This is a genomic window from Campylobacter sp. 2014D-0259 (genome assembly GCF_008000505.1).
In the GTDB taxonomy this organism is placed as follows: domain Bacteria; phylum Campylobacterota; class Campylobacteria; order Campylobacterales; family Campylobacteraceae; genus Campylobacter_D; species Campylobacter_D jejuni.
Window position 1 is genome coordinate 87,543 of sequence record NZ_VOAQ01000026.1, and the last position, 21,311, is coordinate 108,853.

A 21,311-nucleotide genomic window follows, 5' to 3' on the forward strand; every position below is an offset into this window, starting at 1 on the left:
AAATGAAAAATTAAAAATACAAAAACAATATCCCAAAGTGCATAGCTTAGAAGAAAACCTTGCGATACTTAAAAACAACCCATATTAAATCACAAAAATAAAATATATTTAAAAATTTATTAAAATATATCTTAAATATAATTAATAAAAAATATTATCGATACAAAAGCTTATTTTTTAGTTCTATTTAAGATTTTTAATATTATACTAGCCATTATTTATTTTGATAATAAATATTATTTTTATCAAAAACCAAGGATAATGATAATGAAAATTTTTAAAATTATATTTTTAATTATAAGTATTTTTTTATCAAGCTCAGCTTTTGCTAGAGTAGATGATTATATTAATGAAGCAAATCTTATCAAAGACATGCTAAAACAAAGCATAGAAACTTACAAAAAGGGTGATAATCTAGGTGCTAAAAAGCTTAGCGAAGATGCGTATTTTCAACATTTTGAAAATATGGAAGGCCCTATAGGAAGAAACATAGGAAGAAAAGCCATCACCATGGAGCGTAAATTTGTAAATTTGCGTCGTATGTATAAAGATGAAGCTCCTTTGACACAAATTAATGCTTTAATTGATAGTCTTTATTATGATCTTGATGAAGTAGCCCCTATTTTACAAAATGGATATCGTTTAAAAGCAGAAGCAAGCGATACAAACTATGATAAGGCTAAAGCTGAAAAATCAAGCCTAGAAGCCAATGCCAAACGCGAAGCTGATGCAGAAGCTTTAATCGCACAAATGATGGGCGTGGATAAAAAAGATTTAGCACAAAGTTCTTTAACCACCCAAGCTTCTACACCTGCAAACAACGACACAAGCAAACTTACAGATGATAATGCAAGCGCTGATTTACAAGCTGCCGCTGCAATGGACGCAAGATTGCAATTTATACTAGATAACATCTCTACCAAATTTTCACAGGCAGCTAATGCTTTTAAAGAAAAAAACTACCAAGCTAGTAAAGATTTTTTAAATGATGCCTTATTTAGTGATTATCGCAATACCAAAGTAGAAATTTTAGTAAATAAATTTACCAAAGCAGGAAACGATCAAAAAATTCAACAAGCCATACGCACCCTTATACGCCAAATCAACGATGCAAAAATAGATGAAAAAGGCTTAAGAGATGGCTTAGATAACATAGAAGAACAAATTTTTGATGTTTTCTTACAAATTCCAAATTCAGAACTTTCAAGTTTGCAAATTTCAGGCTTTAATGATGAAACAAAAGGCAAAGATTATGCCAAAGTTTCTAATGATATCAAACTTGCTTTAGATGAAATTTTAAAAAATTATGATGGCTTTAGTGCTTCTATAGTAGATGATTTACAAGGAATTTATCTAGATATTTTTGAAGCAAGCGGTATGGAAAATAAAATCGGTGCTGTAGATAGTGGCTTAAAACTTAAAATAGAAAGTTTATTTTCCAAAGGTGTGGCACTGATTAAAGCAAGTGCAGATAAAAAAGAGCTTGAAGCTACTTTTAATGACTTAGAACAACTCATAGCAAGCAGTGTGGATAAAATTCAAGATTCTACTCCTTATTCGCTGTTTATATGGGCTTTAGGTATTATTTTGCGTGAAGGCTTGGAAGCTTTGATTATCGTTGTAGCCATTGTTTCTTATCTTGTGCAAAGTGGTAATAAAAATCGTCTAAATATCGCCTATAGTGCTCTTTTTACAGGAGTGATTTTAAGTTTTGTTACCGCTTTTGGAGTTTCTTGGCTATTTAAAGAAAATGCAGGACAAAGTAGAGAGCTTATAGAGGGTATTACCATGCTTATAGCCGTATTACTACTCTTTTATGTGGGCTTTTGGTTACTTTCAAACGCACAAAATAAAAAATGGACAAGCTTTATCAAACAAGGTGCTATAGATGCTATATCAAACAATAGTGCAAAAACCCTTTGGATTACCGTATTTTTAGCTGTTTATAGAGAAGGTGCAGAAACTGTGCTTTTTTATCAAGCCTTGCTTTTTGATGCTAAAACAAGCACTGATTTTAGTGCTGTTTTTGGTGGGCTTGGACTTGGAATTTTAATACTTATTGTTTTATATTTTCTTTTAAAAGCAGGAGCCATTCGCATACCTGTAAAACAATTTTTCTATATCACTTCTTACATTATTTTTTACATGGTTTTTGTTTTTACAGGCAAAGGCATAGCTGAACTCATAGAAGGAAAAGTCATTATTCCTAGTCTTATACCTATGAATTTTGAACCGATTTTATGGCTTGGAATTTATCCTTACTATGAAACCTTAATCCCTCAATTTATAGTTTTGATCATGCTAATTATTGGCATTTTAATAACAAAACAAATTTCAAAAAAAGGAGTAAAATCATGATAAAAAAAGTTTTATCAGTAGTTGCTGCAGCTGCGGTTATTAGTACAAATTTATTTGCAGGCGAAGTGCCAATCGGCGATCCAAAAGAACTTAATGGCATGGAAATAGCCGCTGTTTATTTACAACCTATTGAAATGGAACCAAGAGGTATTGATCTAGCTGCGTCTTTAGCAGATATTCACCTAGAAGCTGACATTCACGCACTTAAAAACAATCCAAATGGTTTTCCAGAAGGTTTTTGGATGCCTTATTTAACCATAGCCTATGAACTTAAAAATACCGACACAGGTGCGATTAAACGCGGAACTTTGATGCCTATGGTGGCTGATGATGGTCCTCACTATGGCGCAAATATCGCTATGGAAAAAGATAAAAAAGGTGGCTTTGGCGTAGGAAATTATGAACTTACTTTTTATATCTCAAATCCAGAAAAACAAGGTTTTGGACGCCATGTTGATGAAGAAACAGGCGTGGGTAAGTGGTTTGAACCTTTTAAAGTAGATTATAAATTCAAATACACAGGCACGCCAAAATGATTTTACACTCGGATTTTCCGAGTGTTTAAATATTTTTATTTTTATTGAAAAATTAAAATAACAATGTTTAAAGAGTAAATTATGAGTATATATTTTGTGCATTTTCTTATCAGTGTTTTACCGCTAAGTATTTTAATGGCCTTTATCACTCCTGATAAAAAATATATTTTTAAAAGTTTTTTAGTAGTTTTTTTGGGCTTTTTATTTGGATATTTTGCTTTTTTTATCGCAGCACAATTTTTAAAAACCGAAAATTTAATCTTTAATTTTGATTTTGTTTTTATAGGTTTATTGCTAGTAAGCTTTATATTTTATTTTTGGAAAAAAATTGAAATTTTAAATTTTATTTTATTGGGAATTTTAAGTTTTTGCACCGCTTTGCATTATTATTTTTTAAGTCAAGATTTCCCTATTTTTACTAGTTCTTTAATCGATAGCGAAGGTATAAGTTCTTTAGGTTTTATTGCTTTAGCCTTGCTTGTTTGTATTTTGATTTTCTTCTTTTTAAAATGGCAAAAAAATTTTAATCAAAAAACAAGCTTTATGCTGTTTTTACTGCTTATCCTTATAGAAAGCGATAAAGCTCTAGCCAATATCTTGCTTACTTTAATGCGAAATTCCATCATAGAAACTCATACTTTTTTGGTGAGTTTTGTAGGAAAAAGTAATTATTTTGGTGTTTTTGGAATTTATGTTTATTTAATTTTCATCACTTTTTTAGCATTCTTAAGCCTAAAAATTCGCAAAAAAAATATAAGCAAAAAACAAATTTTAGATATAAATTATCGCAAAAACGAAGCTAAAACAAGTCTTATTAATCGCTATTTTTCCAGTGTTTTTATCTCCTGTGTTATAAGTTTTTGTATTATTTTATACTTTTTTATGGTAAGCTCTAAGCCTTTAACCATAGATGAGCCTAAAGAAATTTTACCCAATAAGAATGGCAAATTTATCTTTGATATAGCTCTTTTAAGGGACAACAAACTCCACCGCTTTGCTTATATCAGTGCTGAAGGTAAAGTGATAAGGTTTTTTCTTATCAATAAAAGAGAAGATAGGGATTCTCCTGTAGCTGTTTTTGATGCTTGTATGATTTGTGGAGATATGGGCTATATCAAAAAAGATGGACAACTCATTTGCATTTCTTGCAATGTGCGTATTTTCTTGCCTAGTGTAGGCAAAAGCGGGGGTTGCAATCCTATCCCACTCAAATACGAATACGATGGTAAAAAAATCACCATAGATGTTAAAGATGTAATAGCAGGATCTAATTATTTTAGTCAAATCAAAGAAATTGAAGTGCAAGATCCTGTATCAAAAACAAAAATTATAAACACCCAAGCTCCTTTTTCTTATAGCTATAAAGGGATTACTTATTATTTTTCAAATCAAAACAACTATGAAGAATTTAAAAAAGATCCTACAAAATATGTAGAAGAAAACGAAGCCCAATTTTTAATCCAAAGGAGAAATGATGTTGGCTAAAATGATTTTTAACTCTATATTTAAAAACAAAATTCAAAAATTTTTAGCCTTTCTTACTTGTTTTTTAGCCACGCTTTTGCTCTCTACTATGCTAAATATTACCCTAAGTATAGGCGATGAAGTAACTAAACAACTCAAAAGCTATGGCTCTAATATCCTTGTTTTACCCAAAGGCTCAAGTCTTAGTATAGAAATAGGTAATGAACTTTATGAACCCTTAAAAAACAAAAACTACCTAGAAGAAAAAAATTTATATATGATTAAAGACATTTATTGGCGTAACAACATCACCGCACTTGCTCCTTTTTTAGAAGGTAAAATCACAATTGAAAACTCCCAGCAAAAAGCACTTATTTATGGCACTTATTTTCAAAAAGCCATAAAAATTAAAGATGATGATGATTTTATCACAGGTATAAAAAGTCTTTATCCTTATTTAGCAGTGCAAGGAGAATGGGCAAAAGATGATAGCAATGAAATCATGCTAGGCGAAGACTTTGCTAAAAACAATAAACTAAAATTAGGAGATACTATCGAACTCACAGGAGAAAACAATCAAAGCAAAGAAGCAAAAATCGTAGGCATTTTACTTCATGCCAATCCTAAAATGTCAAATAAAATCATCGCTCCTTTAAATTTAGCTCAAGATTTACTCAACAAACAAGGGCTTTACTCAAGTGCAGAAGTAAGAGCTTTTACCATACCTGAATCAGCCCTTTCTGAAAAAGTGCGTCGCATGGGCGAAGAAAAATTAGATCAGTTAGAATATGACAAATGGTATTGCTCAGCTTATGTAGGCTCAATCGCTAGTCAAATTAGCGATGGCTTACCAGGTGCTGATGCAAAAGCTCTAAATGCTATAAGCGATGCTCAAAGCTTGGTGGTTAAAAAGATCCAATCCTTAATGGGCATTACTTGTATTATTTGTCTTATTGTTGCAAGTATTGCGATTTCAAGTCTGATGAGTTCTGAAATTCATCGTAGAAAAAAAGAAATAGGACTTTTAAAAGTGCTTGGTGCTAATACTTTTCAAATTTATCTCATCTTTGCTAGTGAAAATTTAATCGTAGCTTTATTTGCTGCTTTATTTGGCTTTATTTTTGGCACAGCACTTTCTCAAATCATCAGTCTTAGTATTTTTGGATATTTTATTGATATAGCCTTTATAGCTTTACCTTTAAGCTTTATTTTTGCAGGACTTATTGCCTTACTAGGTTGCTTGCTTCCTATCAAAAATATCACACAACTTTCAGCTGCAGGAGTGCTTTATGGTAGATAAGTTTTTCCTTAATGAGCTTTTTAAAAGCATTAGCTTTTCTTATCAAAGACTTTTTATAATAGTTTTAAGTGTTTTTATAGGAGCACTTACTTGCTCAGCTTTTTTAAATATTTATTTTGATATTGACACCAAACTTTCTAAAGAATTAAAAGCTTATGGAGCAAATGTAATGATAAGTCCTAAGCAGGATGAAAATTTTATCTCCAATGCTGAGTATGAAAAAATAAAAGAAAATTTAAAGGCTAGGGCTTTAACTCCTTTTTTGTATGATTTTTTAAATTTAGGCAGTACAAGCGGAGTGGTTTTAGGCACTGATTTTAGGGCTTTAAAAATCACCAAACCTTTTTTAGAAGTTAAAGAAGGAAGCTTTTCCCTAAATGATTTTGATGAAAATTCAGCCTTTTTAGGGGTTAATTTAGCCAAGCAACTGGGCCTAAAAACAGGCAATGAACTTCAAATTTACAATCCAAACAATGGAAAAAGCATAAAACTTACCATAAAAGGCATACTTTCAAGCAATGATGAATTTGATAGCATTGTTTTAGCTCCTTTAAGCGTGGTGCAAAATTTAAGCGATAGAGCCGGTATTAACTATGCTAATGCTGTAGTTTATGGAAATTTTGATGAAGTTAAAGCCAAAACACAAGCAATCAGCAATGAATTCATCGATGCAAAACCTATATCTTCAGTATCCTTAAGTGAAGGTTTAGTGCTTGGAAAAATCAAAGCTTTAATGTTTTTAATCATACTTGTAGTATTGATCATAGTCACTACTAGCGTTAATACGACCTTAAGCTCTATTATATTTTCTCGCAAAAAAGAAATCGCACTGCGTTTAGCCTTGGGTGCGAAAAAAAGTGAAATTTTTAAACTTTTTGCTAGTGAATGCTTTATAGTAAGTTTTTTTGCTAGTTTAATCGGAGCTTTTTGTGGGATATTTTTAGCCAATGTCTTTGGTTATTTGATTTTTAATTCTAGTATTGATTTTAGATTTATAGCTGTTTTTATAGCCTTAATCATTTCTTTGATTTTTGCCTTTTTGGCTGCATTTTTTCCTATAAAAAGAGCATTAAAAATCAATGTGTGTGAAAATTTGAAAGGTGAATAATGAAAAAAGAACTTATTAAAATAAACAACTTAAATAAAGAATTTGGCAAAGTTAAAGCCTTAAACAATATCAACTTAAGCGTCTATGAAGGAGAATGGCTTGCCATCATGGGTCCATCAGGAAGTGGAAAATCAACGCTTTTAAACATACTATCACTCATGGACACTCCAAGCTCTGGGGAGTATATCTTAGACAATGAAAACCTAGAGCAAATGGATGAGGAGCAAAAAATCACCTTACGTCGTGAAAAAATAGGGCTTGTCTTTCAACAATTTCATCTTATCCCCTATCTTAACGCCTTAGAAAATGTTATGCTCTCTCAGTATTATCACTCAAGCGTAGATGAAGAAGATGCTAAAATGGTTCTTGAAAAAGTAGGACTTTCGCACAGACTCACTCATTTACCTAGCCAATTAAGTGGTGGAGAACAACAAAGAGTTTGCATAGCAAGAGCTTTGATCAACAACCCAGAGCTTTTACTCGCAGATGAACCCACAGGGAATTTAGATGAAGCCAATGAACAAATCGTTCTTCAAACCTTGCAAAAATTAAAAAATGAAGGCAAAACCATAGTTTTAATCACACACAATCCTGATTTAGCCAAATTCGCAGATCGAACCCTTATCTTACAACATGGGGTGTTAAAATGAAAAAAAGCCTTTTAATCTTAAGCATTTTGTTCTTGCTCAATGCTTGTTCTTTTGAAAATTCAAAAGATACTGGAAAAGTTGGAGAAAAAAGCGCTGAAATTTCAGCTAAAGATACCTTAGGAAAAGCTGTAAAACTTGCTGATGATAATACAAGTTTAAAAGTTTTGGTCTTTTTTCAAAATGGCTGCCCTTCTTGCTTAAAAGAACTCCCTTCTTTAGATGAATTCATACAAAATCACCCCAATAAAATCAGTGTTTATGCTATAAATTCCATCGATAATGCCAATGTGGTTAAGGTTTTAGCCGAACAATTTGACTTTAAAAATGTAAAAGTTTTAAAAGACGATCTTAAAATCACCAATGATCGTTATGCTGTGTTTGCAACCCCTACTACCATCATCATTAAAGATGGGATGATAAAAGATAGAATTTTAGGAGAAAAACCATGGGAATTTTTCGAATCCAAGCTTATTTCTTTGCTTTAATTATAGCTTTATTTTTTGTAGCTTGTGATAGTGGAGAAAATTTTAAAGCTTTAAATAGTGATAAAACCTATAATTTTGCCTACAATGGTTTTGAAAAAAGCCTAAAACTAAATGATAAAGCACAAAATTTTGCCTTAGTATTTTTCACAAAAGATTGTGGAGTTTGTAAAGAACAAATTCCTATTTTGCAGAATTTGGCTAAAAATTATGATTTTAATATCTTTGTGGTTTTAGGCGATGCAAATGATGCAAATGATGCAAAAGCTTGGGCTGATGAAAAAGGTTTATCTAATTTAGCAATGTTTTATGAAAAAAGAGCAGCTAAATACCTTTCAAGTGCCATTGGGGAAATATATGGAGTGCCTGTGCTTAGTTTTTTCAAAGAAGGAAAAATGGATGAAAAATTCATAGGCTTAACTCCTTATAGCATACTTGAAAAAGAAATCAAAAAAGTAAAAAGCTAAAAATTTACTTTAAAGCTTTTTATCTCCTATAAAATATCCATAAAGCTCATAGCTTCCATCTTTTTTCATCAAAATTACAGGATATTTTTCACTATAACCTTGTTCCATTCCTGGGCTTCCTTGCGGCATGCCAGGAGCTGAAATTCCTATAACATCTTTAGGCTTGTTTTCAAGCAACCATACTATGGCACTTTCAGGAACATGCCCTTCAATAGCATAGCCTTCGATCACACCTGTATGGCAACTTTGATACTCATCTTTTATACCCATTTTTTCTTTGATTTTAAGAAAATCATTGGTTTTATGAACGCTAACCTCATAACCCTTAGCTTTCATATAATCAGCCCAAAGATCACAACAGCCACAAGTAGGACTTTCATAAACTTGTATTTCCTTAGCCTGCGTAAGAGTGAGTAAAAAAAGAATAGTTAAAATTGTTTTTTTCATAATCGCTATCCTAAGTAAAAAATATATAATAATACTTTTATAAAGTTAATATCATCACATTTTTAACACTAAAAATGAATTTACAAAAATTTAATCAAGAAAAGATTTTTAATGAGTGCTGATTTTGTCTTTACAGCAAAGATATAAAAGATAAAACGATTTAAAAAACTAGAAATTTTTAACTTAAAAAGCTTAAAATTTAGATATATTTTATACTATGTTTTTTATAGTCAAAACCTTTATGGTGTGAAAGCTCTATTATTTTAGAGCTTTCAAGTATTATTTGAAATTATAGCGCCTCGTAGAGATACCAGAACGACAATTAACATTATTGCTTAATTTTATAGGTCTATCAAGATGATCACATTCAATATCCCATTCAGCAGCCCAATTTGTTTTTCTATCTACAACTAAGAATTCATTATAATAAACAGTCTTTCCTTTTGCTATTTCTTGTTTCATTACTTTAAAACTGCCCCTTTGAATAACATTATAGTGTTCTGGATCATCTTTCTTGATACTTTCTATAGCGTAAATCTCTAAGTTATCAGTGTTAAATTGATTTTTCATTCCTTCTTTAGCGTTATCTAAAGCTATTTTTGCATAGGTATCATCTCCTCCTGATACTTTAACTAAATTAGAATCATGTATAGTGATAACCCCTGCAAATGCTGACACATTTAAAGCAACTAAAGCTGCCAAAGCTAAACCTAATTTTTTCATTTTATCTCCTTGAATTGAATTTTGTATATTTTAATTATTTTTCAAATCTTTTGCAAGATAATTTTTAAATTTATCTAAATTAAATTTGCATTTTATCTAACAATCATAAGAAATTTTAAAATGAAATAAAAATTTATGAGAAATCAACTCTTGTTTGAAAATGATAAAAGTAAGTGGTGCGGATGAAAGGACTTGAACCTTCACGCATTGCTGCACCAGATCCTAAGTCTGGCGTGTCTGCCAATTTCACCACATCCGCTAAAGTGGTACGCCCAAGAGGATTCGAACCTCTGACCTACGGCTTAGAAGGCCGTTGCTCTATCCAGCTGAGCTATGAACGCATATAAAATCTTGGTGGTGCGCCCGATAGGAATCGAACCCATAACCTACAGATCCGAAGTCTGTCGCTCTATCCAGTTGAGCTACGAGCGCTTAGTGGGGTGAGTGATGGGAATTGAACCCACGACCCTCAGGACCACAATCTGATGCTCTAACCGACTGAGCTACACTCACCATTTTGTATAAATTTATAAAAAATGGTCGGGGTGAAAGGATTCGAACCTTCGGCCCCTTGGTCCCAAACCAAGTGCGCTAACCAGACTGCGCTACACCCCGAATAAATAAAAGGAAATATTTTATCACAAAATAATTTTAAAGTCAAGGATTTTCATCTCTTATTCTTAAAAAAACCGGAAAGCGAGGTAAGGAATTTTTGGTCAATCCATTAAATTTATAAGTCACAATACTACCAATTTTTGGAGGATTTTTTCTATCTTCATCTTTTAAACCACTGCCTATTTTAATGATTTGTCCATTAGGCATTTTACAAAGTAAGGCACCTACTTGATTTTCAAATTTACCCTTACCCTTGCGAAATCCTACCAACTCACATTCTGCATCATCATAGGGTTTTAATTTCATAGCATTTTTACTTCTGCCTTTTTCATAAGGACTTAAATTTTTGCGTATAACAATACCTTCACCTTGATTTTTTATAATGCTTTCGTAAAATTGATTTAAATTATTTTGATTTTCAACTGGAATTTGAGGAATAATTTTTATATAGGCACTAGGATATTTTTGTAAATACTCTTCTAAAACAGCCAAACGATTTTTAAGAGTGCAAGTAGAAATTTGAAATTCTTCGCAAGCATTTGGCACATCAAAAATATTATAAGTTACTTCCTTCCATAAGGTCAAATTGCTATCGCCACTACGAATTAAAGCTGAAATTTCATCAAATTTATTTCTTGCTATCCAAAGCTCACCATCAATAGCAAAAGGAGGGAAATTTTTTGTAAAAAAGTCAGGAGTTTTTATTTTGTAATTTTGGCGAGTTTTTAGATATTTCCCATCCCAAATTCCACGCACCCCATCAAGTTTTTCGCTCATCAAATAAGCATTAAAATCTTTAGAATTAAAATCTTGCTTATCGAATTTGCTAAGAAGTAAAATTTCATTAGCAAAAACTAAACAAGCACAACATATTAAAAAAATAAATCTCATCAAAGCAGATTAATCATATATCCAGTTGCATCTTTTTGAATATTATAATTATAAGTTCCATCAAGATATATTACAAGTCGATAATATCCTTTATGAGATCCAAAGTCTATGCGTTTAAAAATAGAATTACTAAGGCGTATGTTTTTTGTAGGGCTAATCAAATTAGATCTAAAATCTATAACGATTTTACTTGGATTTCCTACTGAAAAATCTGTGATCATTTCATCACTAGTGTTAAGTTTTATTTTGTTTTTATAAACCGCGTAAGAAATAAAATCATAAATCTTTGCAACCTGTAAAGGTATTTCAACATTGGCTGTTGAGTTTGATTCTTGTTTAGAGCTATTTTTTTCAGGTATAGTAACTGAAACATCAAGTACTTTTGAAGGATCAGGGCTTTTAAATCTTGATATAGTATAAGTATCGTGCCAATCAATACTTTTATTAACATCTAAATCGATCTTATCTTCACTTCCGTCTAAATTGATATAATTAAAAGTGATGCTTTTTAAAATTCTTGCACTAGAATTAAATTTAACTTCCTCTTTTTGAAATTCAGGTGGAGCAACCAAGGTTATATTTTGATCTGTCTTGAAAGGATTTTCATCAGCATATAAAAGAGAGGTAAAAATAAAAAATATTGCCAAAATTCTAGTTTTCATTTGGGTATAATCCTTTTAATTCAAAATAATCTTTTTGTGCTTTAGCATTTTGTTCTTTGAGCAAAATAATCTTTTTATTAAGCTCTTCTTTGGTATTTTCTAAGCTTAATAAAGTATCTAAAGAATACTGCCCAAAAAACATATTGCCAAAATAAATCGCTCCAATTACAACAAGAAAAGCCCAAAAAATCATTTTTATAACATGGGTATAAAAACTTTTTTTTCTTGTGCTTTCGTCGTATTCTTTAAGTAAATCGCTCAGAGCTTTTCTCCTAAGTATTCATCGCTTTCAAGTTCAATTTCAAGCAAGCGATTGTATTTTGCGGTTCTTTCACCTCTTGCTAGGGCTCCTGTTTTGATTTGTCCTGTATTTAAAGCCACAGCAAAATCCGCTATAAAAGCATCTTCACTTTCGCCGCTTCTATGACTCATCACACATTTATAGTTATTTCTTTGCGCTAAACGCACAGTTCTCATAGTTTGGGTAATAGTTCCGATTTGATTTGGTTTAATAAGCACAGCATTTGCCATTTTTTTGATGATACCTTCTCTTAAAATATCTTCATTGGTTACAAACAAATCATCGCCTACAAGCTGAATTTTATTGCCCAATTTTTCAGTAAGCTTGATCCAACCTTCAAAGTCATTTTCAGCTAAGCCATCTTCGATACTGCAAATTGGATATTTTGCACAAAGTTCTACATAGCGTTCGATCAAATCCTCGCTTGAAAAAGCCTTGCCTTCCATGTGATATTTGCCATCTTTGAAAAATTCTGTACTTGCCACATCAAGAGCGATTTTTACACGATTTTCATAACCTGCTTTTTTGATACAAGTCATTAAAAGGTCGATAGGTTCTGTGTTGTTAGCTAAATTTGGAGCAAAACCACCTTCATCACCTAAAGCTGTAGAATGTCCAGAATTTGCGAGTTCTTTTTTTAATATCGCATAAATTTCACAAACTGAACGCAAAGCCTCTTTAAAGCTAGTAAAACCAAAAGGCATAATCATAAATTCTTGAAAATCTACATTGTTGTTTGCATGAGCACCGCCATTTATGATATTACACATTGGCACGGGTAAAATGCTCGCATTTGCACCACCTAAGTAACGATACAAAGGCATTCCCAAAGCAGCCGCAGCCGCACGAGCTGTTGCCATGGATACGCCTAAAGTCGCATTTGCACCTAAATTTGAGTAATTATTTGTTCCATCAAGCTCACGCAAAGTATCATCAAGTTGAGTTTGATTAAAAGCATCTAGTCCTAAAATTTCATCTGCAATGGTCTCATTGACATTTGCAACAGCTTTTAAAACGCCTTTTCCGCCAAATCTTTCATCATTATCACGCAATTCTAAAGCTTCTTTTGAACCTGTACTTGCACCACTTGGAACTATGGCCGCACCTACACTTCCATCGCTTAGCGTAACTTCGGCTTTTACGGTTGGATTTCCTCTACTATCAAGAACTTCATAGGCTCTAACATCTTCAATTACTAACATTATTCTTCTCCTTCGTCATCTTCGCTACCGCTGATCATACCTTCTATTCCCATAGAATTTTGAATTGCTTTTGTGATTTCATCTGCAATTTCAGGGTTTTCTTTTAAGAAAGCTTTTGAGTTTTCTCTACCTTGTCCAAGTTTTTTATCTTTATAAGAAAACCACGCACCACTTTTATCTACGATATCAAGTTTTACACCATAATCGATCAATTCACCTTCACGACTTAAACCCTCTCCAAACATCACATCAAATTCAGCTTGTCTGAATGGAGGAGCAACTTTATTTTTAACTACTTTTACTTTAACGCGGTTTCCTATAGGTTCTTCGTTTTGTTTTAAGGTTGCTACTTTTCTAACATCTAAACGCACAGAAGCATAAAATTTTAATGCATTTCCACCTGTTGTGGTTTCAGGAGTACCATAACCCATAGCACCGATTTTCATACGAATTTGGTTGATGAAAATTACTGTGGTATTCATTTTATGAACTATACCTGTAAGTTTTCTTAGAGCTTGAGACATAAGTCTTGCTTGAAGTCCTACATGTTGATCGCCCATATCGCCTTCAATTTCTGCTTTTGGGGTAAGTGCTGCAACGCTATCTACTACAATAAGATCTACTGCACCACTTCTTGCTATAGTTTCTACAATTTCTAAGGCTTGCTCTCCAAAATCAGGTTGAGAAACATACAAATCATCTGTATTTACACCTAAATTTTTAGCATATTTTACATCAAGAGCGTGCTCTGCATCAATAAAAGCACAAACTCCACCTGCTTTTTGGCATTCTGCGATAATGTGTAGAGTTAGAGTGGTTTTACCTGAACTTTCAGGCCCATAAATTTCTATAATTCTTCCTTTTGGAACACCGCCTATACCTAAAGCAAGATCAAGTCCAACTGAACCTGTGCCTATGCTATCGATTTGCTCGACTTCTTTATCCCCTAGTCTTAAGATAGTGCCTTTTCCAAAGGTTTTATCTAAACTTTTTAGGGCAGCGTCTAGAGATTTTCTTTTATTATCATCCATAACTTTCCTTAAAAATTCTAAATTTTTAGTTAGAATTCTAACAAAATAAAATTAAATAATGATTTATTTTGCTAGAATTAAAGCAAAGATTTAAAGGAAGCATAGATGAAAAAAATTACTATTGCACATTCTCCTGATGCTGATGATATTTTTATGTATATGGCTATTAAATTTGGGTGGATAGGGAATGATTTTGCTTATGAAAATACAGCTTTAGATATACAAACTTTAAATGAATTTGCCTTGAAAAATGAATTTGATGCTACGGCTATTTCTTTTGGGCTTTATCCTTTAATCGCTTCTGAGTATGCGCTTTTACGCACAGCAGTGAGTTTTGGTGAAGGTTATGGGCCAAAACTCATCAAGAAAAAAGACACGCATTTAAAAAGAAATTTTAAAGTCGCTTTGAGTGGAGCAAATACCACCAATGCTTTGATTTTTCGTATGAAATACCCTGAAGCAAGAATTATTTATAAGAATTTTTTAGACATTGAAAATGCAGTTTTAAGTGGCGAAGTAGATGCAGGAGTTTTAATCCATGAAAGCATTTTAGAATTTGATCAAAGTCTTTGCGTGGAAGCAGAACTTTGGGATATATGGCTTGAATTTGCTAAAGAAAATTTGCCTTTGCCTTTAGGTGGAATGGCTTTGCGTCGCTCTTTGCCTTTAAGCGATGCGATTAAGATTGAAAGAGATTTAACCTATGCTGTAAAAATTGCCGATGCAAATCGTAAAATTTTAGCCCCCATGCTTATGGAAAGAAAACTTATCCGTGTTAATGAAGAAAAACTTGATACTTATCTTAATTTATATGCCAATAAAAACTCTATTAGCATGAATCAAACTCAACTTTTAGCTGTAGATACGCTTTTTAAACTAGGATATGATTATAAATTTTATGATAAAATCATACATGTAAATGATTATCTTATCCCTAGCGAATACGAAGAAGCTAGAAATTCTTAAAAAGGATAAAAATGGACGAAAGTACCTTAGTTGCTCTTGGAGTGCAAACCTTTAAAATCACACTTTTGCTTTCCTTGCCTATGCTTTTAGCAGGGCTTATTGCAGGGCTTGTAATCAGTATTTTTCAAGCAACTACACAGATTAACGAAATGACACTTTCTTTTGTTCCTAAAATCATCTTGGTTGTGGTTATTTTAATCTTTTTAATGCCTTGGATGACTACAACTATGATTGATTTTACTGAGAATATACTAAATCAAATTCCAACTTTTATCAAATGATCATTGATTTTAAAAAATACTCTTCTGTACGTATAGGAAATGAATTTGAAGTTTTAGTTTTGGATCAAATTTGTGATTTTGATGGTTTTTTAATAGGTGGTGCAAACAACCTTTTAATTAGCCCAAAACCTAAAAATATAGGAATATTAGGAGATGGTTTTGATTTTATACAAATTTTAGATCAAAATAAAGATTTTATACATCTTCGCATAGGCTGCAAAACAAAATCAAGCAAAATGTATCGCTTTGCCAAAGAAAATAATCTTAAGGGTTTTGAGTATTTAAGCAAAATTCCTGGCACACTTGGTGGGCTTTTGAAAATGAATGCAGGACTTAAAGGAGAGTGTATCAGTCAAAATTTAATTAAAATTGCCACTTTTCAAGGCGAAATTCTAAGAGAAAATATAAATTTTGATTATCGTTTTTGTCCTTTAAATATGCCTTTTTTTTGGGCTGAATTTAAATTAAATTTCGGTTTTGATATCCTTAAAGATGAAGCTTTAAAAAATGCAAGAAGCAACCAACCTAGTGGAGCAAGCTTTGGCTCTATCTTTAAAAATCCAAAAAACGACTTTGCAGGACGTTTAATCGAAGCTGTAGGACTTAAAGGATTTAGCAAGGGAGATGCTATGTTAAGCGATAAACACGCAAATTTTTTAATCAATAAAAAAAATGCAAGTTTTGAAGATGCGTTTTTTCTTATCGAATTGGCTAGAAAAAAAGTCTTTGAAGAATTTGGCATAAACTTAGAAAATGAAGTGATTATTATCTAAAAATTTTTCAATATATCTTTAAATTAATTGATAGTTAATTTTAATTTTTTTATTTCATTATCTATAACACTAGCTAACATTTTTGGCATTTGATTTACAATATCTTGATAATTTTGTTTTGCATCTTGATCTTTTAATGTCAAATTTAATTCTGCATTTTTTGCTGCAAGAATTTTTCCATTGCTTGTAGAAATAATTTTAAAATTAACATTAGCCACACCCTCTTTACTAGTTGTGATAAAATAATTTGTAATATTTACATAAAAATCTTGCAAATTTACCACCACAACATAATCTGTAAATTTGGCATACATTTTAGCCTTATCTTTTTCTTGTGTTAAAAAAGGACTTACATTTATAAGTTTTGCATCTTTAGGGCTAAAATATGACAAAGTTTTAGGACTTTGATAAATACCATTTGCAGCAGAATTAACCCAATTAAGCTTTAAGCTTTGAATCAAATTTTTAGCAAATAATGTAGAAAATTCCTTATCACTCACCCTAAAACCATCTAAAAAATAACCAAAATTTTTCCTAGAAGTTAATACAATAGCAAAATCAATATCCTCATCTTTGGTGATTTGCGATTTTTTTTCAATTAAAGTAGAACTATCAAACAATGCTTTTTGTTGATTTAAATTTGGATTTGCAACATTTTGATTTAGATCTATTACTTCAAAGCTATCTGCGCTTTTTTCAATTTTAATAACCTTTTTCTGAGAAAAATTATTCGCTAAAAGATTAGAACTTAAAACTAAACTTAAAAACAAAATGAAACAATACCTCATCTTCATCCTTATAAACTATTTAAATATAAAATTATACTCTTTATTTTATAAAAAATCTTGTAAAAAATTCCTAGATGAAACACAAATAAAAGGACTGGATTTATAATTTAAAGGGTTATATAAAATGTATTTTTTAGAAAAATCCCCCATAAATCCTCCATTTTGATTAATCAAAAAATCTCCTGCTACAATATCCCAAATATTAAGCTTTTCAAATCTTTTATAAACTCCTGCCCTAGCCTCTAAAATAGCACAAAATTTCAATCCAGAGCCTATATTAATAGCTTCTAATTGATGCTCTTTTGCAAAGTCTTCATCTTCTTTACTAAGATGATTAACACTCAATAAGGCTTTATATTTATTTTTCTCGTATTCTTGCTGGTCAATTTGCAAAGGTTTATCGTTTTTATAAACCTTGGTTTTTGCATGAGCATAGAATATATCACCTTTTGATGGATTTTGTATAAGCGATAAAACAGGGCGATTGTCATGAACTAAACTTATCATAACGCAAAATTCATCGCTGCCTTTTAAAAAACCACTTGTTCCATCAAGAGGATCGATAAGCCAAAAAGTTTTTAATTCTTCACACTCTTCTTTGCTGAGTAATTTTTCTTCTGATAAAATTTTAATATCCGTAGAACCTAAAATATCATTTAGAATTTTATTAGAAGCAAGATCTGCTGATGTAAGCGGGCTTTTATCTTCTTTTTCCCAAGTTTTGAAATTTTTTCTCTCTTCTAAAATAGCTTTAGAAGCTTGATTGCTAGCATTTATAGCAATTTCTAAAAATTTATCAAGATTAAGCATGATTATAAGACTTTCTATAAGATTTTTTAAAATTATACAAGAAGATTTTGTGGAATTTTTAATTTCCACAAAAATTTTAATTAAATTTTACTAGTTTCACCCAAATAAAGTTGTCTTGGACGGACTATTTTAAGACTTTCTTGCTCTTTTTGTTCTATCCACTGAGCTATCCATCCTGGGGTGCGTCCTATAACAAATAAAGTAGCAAACATTTCATTTGGAATACCTAAGGCTTTTAAAATAAGTCCACTATGAAAATCAACATTCGGATATAGCCCTCTTTGAACAAAATAATCATCGCTTAAAGCAATCTCTTCTATACGCGTTGCTACTTTAATAAGATTGGTATCAATACCCAACTCATCAATAAGTTGATCACGAAGTTTTTTAAGTACTTTTGCTCTAGGATCAAAATTTTTATAAACCCTATGCCCAAAGCCCATCAAGCGGAAAGGATCGTTTTTATCTTTAGCTCTTTTGATGAATTCATCTACTCTATCAACACTACCTATTTGCTCAAGCATTCTAATAACACCTTCATTAGCTCCACCATGTGCATGACCCCAAAGCGCACCAATACCTGCTGCTATACAGGCATAAGGATGAGCATGAGTTGAACCCACAGCACGAACCGTTGAAGTTGAAGCATTTTGCTCATGATCTGCATGAAGCATAAAAACTGTATCAAGTGCTTTTACTTCTATAGGTTTAAGCTCTACATGATCGTAAGGATAAGTTCTTAACATATATAAGAAATTTTCTGTAAAACCACGATCTAAATTTGGATAAGCCATAGGAAAGCCGTGTTTATATCTATAAGCGGTGGCGACTATAGTAGGGATTTTAGCTACTATTCTAGCTGCCATTTCCATATATTCTTCTTTTACATTCATGTTTAAATGATCAGGATAAAAAGCACTAAGCGATGAAACAGCACCTTGTAAAACTGCCATAGGATGAGCATTATCAGGGAAAGAATCAAAAAGACGATGCATACCTTCATGGATAAAAGAACGTTTTTTCATTTCATAACGAAATGCTTCAAGACGCGTAGCATCAGGTAATTCTTTATAAAGCAAAAGATGAACCACATCTAAATAAAGTTTGTTTTCAGCAAGCCACTCTATAGGATAGCCACGGTGCATTAAAATTCCGTTTTCTCCATCAATATAAGTGATTTTTGATTTACAAGTAGCTGTAGAAGTCAAGCCCTCATCATAAGAAAACATTCCTGTTTGTTTATAAAAACTTGACATATCTACAACGCTTGGGCCAGTTGTACCATCATATATAGGAAATTCATAGCTTTTTCCATTTCTATTATCGGTTATAGTAACGGAATTTGACATTTTCGCTCCTTTTATTGTTACTTTTATTAATTCTAACAAAAAAGGACGATTATGAGTTTTTTTATTATTAAATTTTTAAGATTTTGTTTGCTTTTTTGAGTAAAAAAGTAACTTTCATTTTTTAGAATTAGAAAGAAATTTAATCATACTCATAACAATAATAGCCTCAAATAACGCTGTTAAAATAAGCGCTGAATAAAGCTTCTCATCAATAACCTTGCCCGAATAACCCAGAGTAGCTGTTGCTATAAGCAAGGTTAAAGGCATAGAATGACTAAGACCAAATAAAATCATATTTTTAAAACCAATTCTTTTTAAAAAAACACTTGCACATAAAATTCTTAAACCCACCATAACAAACATAAGTAAAAATGCTTGTAAAACGATTTTATAATCTAAAATCATTTTAAGATCAAAGGTTGAACCTATATGGATAAAAAAAATAGGGATCAAAAACCCATGTCCAAAAGTAGAAAGCTTATGCTCAAGATCTTTTTTATGATCAAAAAAAGTAGCTATAAATGAGCCTGCTATAAAAGAACCAAGAACGATTTCAAGTTTTGTAATAACCATAGCAACAATGATCAGTATAAAAATCGCCATACAAAATCTTATATCTTTTTCATTTTTATCTTCCCATGGCATAAGCACAACTTTAAGCTGAGGATACCACCAAAAAAGCACACCAAGCATTTTAAATCCGAGCAAACAAAGTCCCAAAAAGATATTAAGATATAAAATACTTTGCGCTACATCAATAATACCTGTTCCTTCGCGCAAAAAAGCTCCCGCTATAGTCAAAAGCACAATAGAAATCACCTCAGCTAAAGTAGCTACTATCATAGCAATATTTAGCCAATAACACTCTTTTCCAAAATCCTTAAAAAGCAAAGATAAAAGCCCTACACTCATCACAGGTATAATGATAACAAATACTAAAGAAAGTCCAAAAATCCATACTATAAGAGAAGATAAAGCGTAAAGTAAAAAAATATAAAAAAAACTTTTTTTGGCGACTTCTTTATCCATATTAAAAAAGGCTCTTAAATTTACTTCCATACCCGCTATAAACATTAGATAATAAAAACCTACATTGGCTAAAAGTGCAAAATTTTCACTTTTTCCTATAAAACCAAAATATGCAATTACCGCACCTAAAATAATTTCAGTAGCTGAAAGAGGCAAGCGTAAAATTTTTGCAATATGCGGAGAAAAAAGTAAGCATAAAGCTATAACAATAAGAATTTTTAGATCAATTAAACCTTGCGGATCAATGACACTCTGATGCAAAAGTAAATCCCATTTCTTTTAATTTTATTATATCTTGACTTGGTTCTTCACCTTTAGTGGTTAAATAATCCCCTATAACAATAGCCCCAGCACCTGCTTGAAAAATTTCATACTGCCTTTCTTGCAATACCACTTCACGCCCACCTGCTACCATTACCACGCTTTGAGGCAAAGCCTCTTTGGTGTCACGCACGATTTTTAAAGCTTCATCAGCACTAAGCCTTGGAACTTGTAGTTTTAAATTTTCATTGGCTATAAAAAAATTAATAGGTGTTGAAAAAGGCTGTAATTCTTGCAAAGATTTTCTAAAACTTAGTCTATCTTCTTCACTCTCACCCATACCATAAATTCCACCACAACAAAGCATAAGTCCTGCTTCTTTAGCGTTTAAATTGGTTTGAAATCTACTTTCCCAAGTATGAGTGGTGCAAATTTGTGGAAAAAATTCCTTAGAAGTTTCAAGATTGTGATTATAAGAAAAAATTCCTGCTTTTTTAAGTTCTTTGAGTTGTTCCACGCTTGCCATACCATTACAGGCAATTAAAAGCAAATTAGGCACTTCTTTTTGCACAGCCTTAGCAGCCTCACAAACATACTCAAGCTTTTCATCATCAAGCCCAAGTCCTGCTGTAACCAAACAAAAACCCAAGGCTTCATTTTTCTTTGCCATTTTCGCTTCTAAAACGATTTGTGAAAGTTCTTTGCGACGATATTTTTGAATATCTGTTTTTACATGGGCACTTTGGGTACAGTATTTACAGTCTTCTGAACAATTTCCACTCGCTATATTTGAAATAGCACAAAGCATGATTTGCAT

The 21,311-nt window shown here is 31.7% G+C and carries 23 protein-coding genes and 5 tRNA genes; 11 read left to right on the top strand and 17 right to left on the bottom strand.

What is annotated here, in order from left to right:
* The first annotated feature begins 267 nt into the window (after positions 1-267).
* From SR63_RS07950 to SR63_RS07985, 8 genes are all read left to right on the top strand, one after another.
* Entirely contained in the window at positions 268-2,358 is a 2,091-nt protein-coding gene (locus SR63_RS07950; RefSeq protein WP_002877039.1) for an FTR1 family protein, read from the top strand.
* Entirely contained in the window at positions 2,355-2,894 is a 540-nt protein-coding gene (locus SR63_RS07955) for an iron transporter (RefSeq protein ID WP_002778842.1), read from the top strand. Before SR63_RS07950 ends, SR63_RS07955 begins: the two co-directional genes overlap by 4 nt.
* A gap of 81 nt (positions 2,895-2,975) precedes the next feature.
* The gene (locus SR63_RS07960; protein WP_002877036.1) at positions 2,976-4,379 is read left to right on the top strand and encodes a Fe-S-containing protein; all 1,404 of its coding nucleotides are present in this window, start codon (positions 2,976-2,978) and stop codon (positions 4,377-4,379) included.
* Positions 4,366-5,658, top strand: coding sequence for an ABC transporter permease (locus SR63_RS07965; RefSeq protein WP_072238637.1), 1,293 nt, complete (start codon positions 4,366-4,368; stop codon positions 5,656-5,658). Before SR63_RS07960 ends, SR63_RS07965 begins: the two co-directional genes overlap by 14 nt.
* Complete coding sequence (locus tag SR63_RS07970) at positions 5,648-6,766, top strand: ABC transporter permease (RefSeq protein WP_002877031.1); 1,119 nt, start codon at positions 5,648-5,650, stop codon at positions 6,764-6,766. Before SR63_RS07965 ends, SR63_RS07970 begins: the two co-directional genes overlap by 11 nt.
* A complete protein-coding gene (locus SR63_RS07975; protein WP_002860103.1) occupies positions 6,763-7,416 on the top strand; it encodes an ABC transporter ATP-binding protein in 654 nt (217 codons plus the stop codon). Before SR63_RS07970 ends, SR63_RS07975 begins: the two co-directional genes overlap by 4 nt.
* Complete coding sequence (locus SR63_RS07980) at positions 7,413-7,901, top strand: TlpA family protein disulfide reductase (RefSeq protein WP_002851267.1); 489 nt, start codon at positions 7,413-7,415, stop codon at positions 7,899-7,901. Before SR63_RS07975 ends, SR63_RS07980 begins: the two co-directional genes overlap by 4 nt.
* Positions 7,862-8,365 (top strand): TlpA family protein disulfide reductase, encoded by a 504-nt coding sequence (locus SR63_RS07985; protein WP_002851157.1) that lies wholly within the window; start codon positions 7,862-7,864, stop codon positions 8,363-8,365. Before SR63_RS07980 ends, SR63_RS07985 begins: the two co-directional genes overlap by 40 nt.
* 9 nt (positions 8,366-8,374) lie before the next feature.
* Here the strand turns inward: SR63_RS07985 and SR63_RS07990 are convergent, their stop codons facing one another.
* The 12 genes from SR63_RS07990 to recA form a co-directional block, all read right to left on the bottom strand.
* Positions 8,375-8,812: a DUF411 domain-containing protein gene (locus tag SR63_RS07990; RefSeq protein ID WP_002866839.1), complete on the bottom strand. Its 438-nt coding sequence runs from the start codon at positions 8,810-8,812 to the stop codon at positions 8,375-8,377.
* Positions 8,813-9,091: 279 nt separating this feature from the next.
* The gene (locus SR63_RS07995) at positions 9,092-9,535 is read right to left on the bottom strand and encodes a hypothetical protein (RefSeq protein ID WP_002866838.1); all 444 of its coding nucleotides are present in this window, start codon (positions 9,533-9,535) and stop codon (positions 9,092-9,094) included.
* A gap of 174 nt (positions 9,536-9,709) precedes the next feature.
* Positions 9,710-9,794, bottom strand: a tRNA-Leu gene (locus SR63_RS08000).
* A gap of 5 nt (positions 9,795-9,799) precedes the next feature.
* Positions 9,800-9,876, bottom strand: a tRNA-Arg gene (locus SR63_RS08005).
* A gap of 14 nt (positions 9,877-9,890) precedes the next feature.
* Positions 9,891-9,967: transfer RNA gene (locus SR63_RS08010), tRNA-Arg, on the bottom strand.
* A 4-nt stretch (positions 9,968-9,971) separates the two neighbouring features.
* A tRNA-His gene (locus SR63_RS08015) sits at positions 9,972-10,048 on the bottom strand.
* Between the two features lie 24 nt (positions 10,049-10,072).
* Positions 10,073-10,150 (bottom strand) — tRNA-Pro (locus SR63_RS08020).
* A gap of 42 nt (positions 10,151-10,192) precedes the next feature.
* The gene (locus SR63_RS08025; RefSeq protein WP_002866837.1) at positions 10,193-11,041 is read right to left on the bottom strand and encodes a DNA ligase; all 849 of its coding nucleotides are present in this window, start codon (positions 11,039-11,041) and stop codon (positions 10,193-10,195) included.
* Positions 11,041-11,703 (bottom strand): glycoprotein CgpA, encoded by a 663-nt coding sequence (gene cgpA / locus SR63_RS08030; RefSeq protein ID WP_002866836.1) that lies wholly within the window; start codon positions 11,701-11,703, stop codon positions 11,041-11,043. Before cgpA ends, SR63_RS08025 begins: the two co-directional genes overlap by 1 nt.
* Entirely contained in the window at positions 11,693-11,896 is a 204-nt protein-coding gene (locus tag SR63_RS08035) for a hypothetical protein (protein ID WP_002839177.1), read from the bottom strand. The genes cgpA and SR63_RS08035 overlap by 11 nt, the downstream gene beginning before the upstream one ends.
* 65 nt (positions 11,897-11,961) lie before the next feature.
* Positions 11,962-13,206, bottom strand: coding sequence for a phosphopyruvate hydratase (eno, locus tag SR63_RS08040; RefSeq protein WP_002856489.1), 1,245 nt, complete (start codon positions 13,204-13,206; stop codon positions 11,962-11,964).
* Positions 13,206-14,237 carry a recombinase RecA gene (gene recA, locus SR63_RS08045; protein WP_002851424.1) on the bottom strand — a complete coding sequence of 344 codons (1,032 nt, stop codon included), beginning with the start codon at positions 14,235-14,237 and terminating at the stop codon, positions 13,206-13,208. The genes eno and recA overlap by 1 nt, the downstream gene beginning before the upstream one ends.
* A gap of 105 nt (positions 14,238-14,342) precedes the next feature.
* Between recA and SR63_RS08050 the strand changes: the two genes are divergently transcribed.
* From SR63_RS08050 to SR63_RS08060, 3 genes are read left to right on the top strand one after another with little or no spacing between them, the layout of a single operon-like run.
* A complete protein-coding gene (locus SR63_RS08050) occupies positions 14,343-15,203 on the top strand; it encodes a menaquinone biosynthesis family protein (RefSeq protein ID WP_002866835.1) in 861 nt (286 codons plus the stop codon).
* A gap of 11 nt (positions 15,204-15,214) precedes the next feature.
* Complete coding sequence (fliQ, locus tag SR63_RS08055) at positions 15,215-15,484, top strand: flagellar biosynthesis protein FliQ (protein WP_002851290.1); 270 nt, start codon at positions 15,215-15,217, stop codon at positions 15,482-15,484.
* Positions 15,481-16,257 carry a UDP-N-acetylmuramate dehydrogenase gene (locus SR63_RS08060; RefSeq protein ID WP_002866834.1) on the top strand — a complete coding sequence of 259 codons (777 nt, stop codon included), beginning with the start codon at positions 15,481-15,483 and terminating at the stop codon, positions 16,255-16,257. Before fliQ ends, SR63_RS08060 begins: the two co-directional genes overlap by 4 nt.
* A 23-nt stretch (positions 16,258-16,280) precedes the next feature.
* Here the strand turns inward: SR63_RS08060 and SR63_RS08065 are convergent, their stop codons facing one another.
* The 5 genes from SR63_RS08065 to SR63_RS08085 form a co-directional block, all read right to left on the bottom strand.
* On the bottom strand, positions 16,281-17,051 hold the full coding sequence (locus SR63_RS08065) for a hypothetical protein (RefSeq protein ID WP_072238638.1): 771 nt from the start codon (positions 17,049-17,051) through the stop codon (positions 16,281-16,283).
* A gap of 39 nt (positions 17,052-17,090) precedes the next feature.
* Complete coding sequence (locus SR63_RS08070) at positions 17,091-17,855, bottom strand: 3'(2'),5'-bisphosphate nucleotidase CysQ (RefSeq protein ID WP_002866832.1); 765 nt, start codon at positions 17,853-17,855, stop codon at positions 17,091-17,093.
* Positions 17,856-17,935: 80 nt separating this feature from the next.
* Positions 17,936-19,204, bottom strand: coding sequence for a citrate synthase (locus SR63_RS08075; protein WP_002851494.1), 1,269 nt, complete (start codon positions 19,202-19,204; stop codon positions 17,936-17,938).
* 114 nt (positions 19,205-19,318) lie between these two features.
* A complete protein-coding gene (locus SR63_RS08080) occupies positions 19,319-20,494 on the bottom strand; it encodes a cation:proton antiporter (protein WP_002866831.1) in 1,176 nt (391 codons plus the stop codon).
* Positions 20,475-21,311: a biotin synthase gene (locus SR63_RS08085; RefSeq protein WP_002866830.1), complete on the bottom strand. Its 837-nt coding sequence runs from the start codon at positions 21,309-21,311 to the stop codon at positions 20,475-20,477. Before SR63_RS08085 ends, SR63_RS08080 begins: the two co-directional genes overlap by 20 nt.

Coding starts and splice junctions, on each gene's coding strand:
- SR63_RS07955 (WP_002778842.1), top strand. CDS start 2,355: ATGATAAAAAAAGTTTTATCAGTAGTTGCTGCAGCTGCGGTTATTAGT.
- SR63_RS07965 (WP_072238637.1), top strand. CDS start 4,366: ATGATGTTGGCTAAAATGATTTTTAACTCTATATTTAAAAACAAAATT.
- SR63_RS08070 (WP_002866832.1), bottom strand. CDS start 17,855: ATGCTTAATCTTGATAAATTTTTAGAAATTGCTATAAATGCTAGCAAT.
- SR63_RS08085 (WP_002866830.1), bottom strand. CDS start 21,311: ATGCAAATCATGCTTTGTGCTATTTCAAATATAGCGAGTGGAAATTGT.
- eno (WP_002856489.1), bottom strand. CDS start 13,206: ATGTTAGTAATTGAAGATGTTAGAGCCTATGAAGTTCTTGATAGTAGA.
- SR63_RS08075 (WP_002851494.1), bottom strand. CDS start 19,204: ATGTCAAATTCCGTTACTATAACCGATAATAGAAATGGAAAAAGCTAT.
- SR63_RS07985 (WP_002851157.1), top strand. CDS start 7,862: ATGGGAATTTTTCGAATCCAAGCTTATTTCTTTGCTTTAATTATAGCT.
- recA (WP_002851424.1), bottom strand. CDS start 14,237: ATGGATGATAATAAAAGAAAATCTCTAGACGCTGCCCTAAAAAGTTTA.
- SR63_RS07995 (WP_002866838.1), bottom strand. CDS start 9,535: ATGAAAAAATTAGGTTTAGCTTTGGCAGCTTTAGTTGCTTTAAATGTG.
- SR63_RS07960 (WP_002877036.1), top strand. CDS start 2,976: ATGAGTATATATTTTGTGCATTTTCTTATCAGTGTTTTACCGCTAAGT.
- SR63_RS08035 (WP_002839177.1), bottom strand. CDS start 11,896: ATGATTTTTTGGGCTTTTCTTGTTGTAATTGGAGCGATTTATTTTGGC.
- SR63_RS08065 (WP_072238638.1), bottom strand. CDS start 17,051: ATGAAGATGAGGTATTGTTTCATTTTGTTTTTAAGTTTAGTTTTAAGT.
- fliQ (WP_002851290.1), top strand. CDS start 15,215: ATGGACGAAAGTACCTTAGTTGCTCTTGGAGTGCAAACCTTTAAAATC.
- SR63_RS08050 (WP_002866835.1), top strand. CDS start 14,343: ATGAAAAAAATTACTATTGCACATTCTCCTGATGCTGATGATATTTTT.
- SR63_RS07990 (WP_002866839.1), bottom strand. CDS start 8,812: ATGAAAAAAACAATTTTAACTATTCTTTTTTTACTCACTCTTACGCAG.
- SR63_RS08060 (WP_002866834.1), top strand. CDS start 15,481: ATGATCATTGATTTTAAAAAATACTCTTCTGTACGTATAGGAAATGAA.
- SR63_RS08025 (WP_002866837.1), bottom strand. CDS start 11,041: ATGAGATTTATTTTTTTAATATGTTGTGCTTGTTTAGTTTTTGCTAAT.
- cgpA (WP_002866836.1), bottom strand. CDS start 11,703: ATGAAAACTAGAATTTTGGCAATATTTTTTATTTTTACCTCTCTTTTA.
- SR63_RS07970 (WP_002877031.1), top strand. CDS start 5,648: ATGGTAGATAAGTTTTTCCTTAATGAGCTTTTTAAAAGCATTAGCTTT.
- SR63_RS07950 (WP_002877039.1), top strand. CDS start 268: ATGAAAATTTTTAAAATTATATTTTTAATTATAAGTATTTTTTTATCA.
- SR63_RS07980 (WP_002851267.1), top strand. CDS start 7,413: ATGAAAAAAAGCCTTTTAATCTTAAGCATTTTGTTCTTGCTCAATGCT.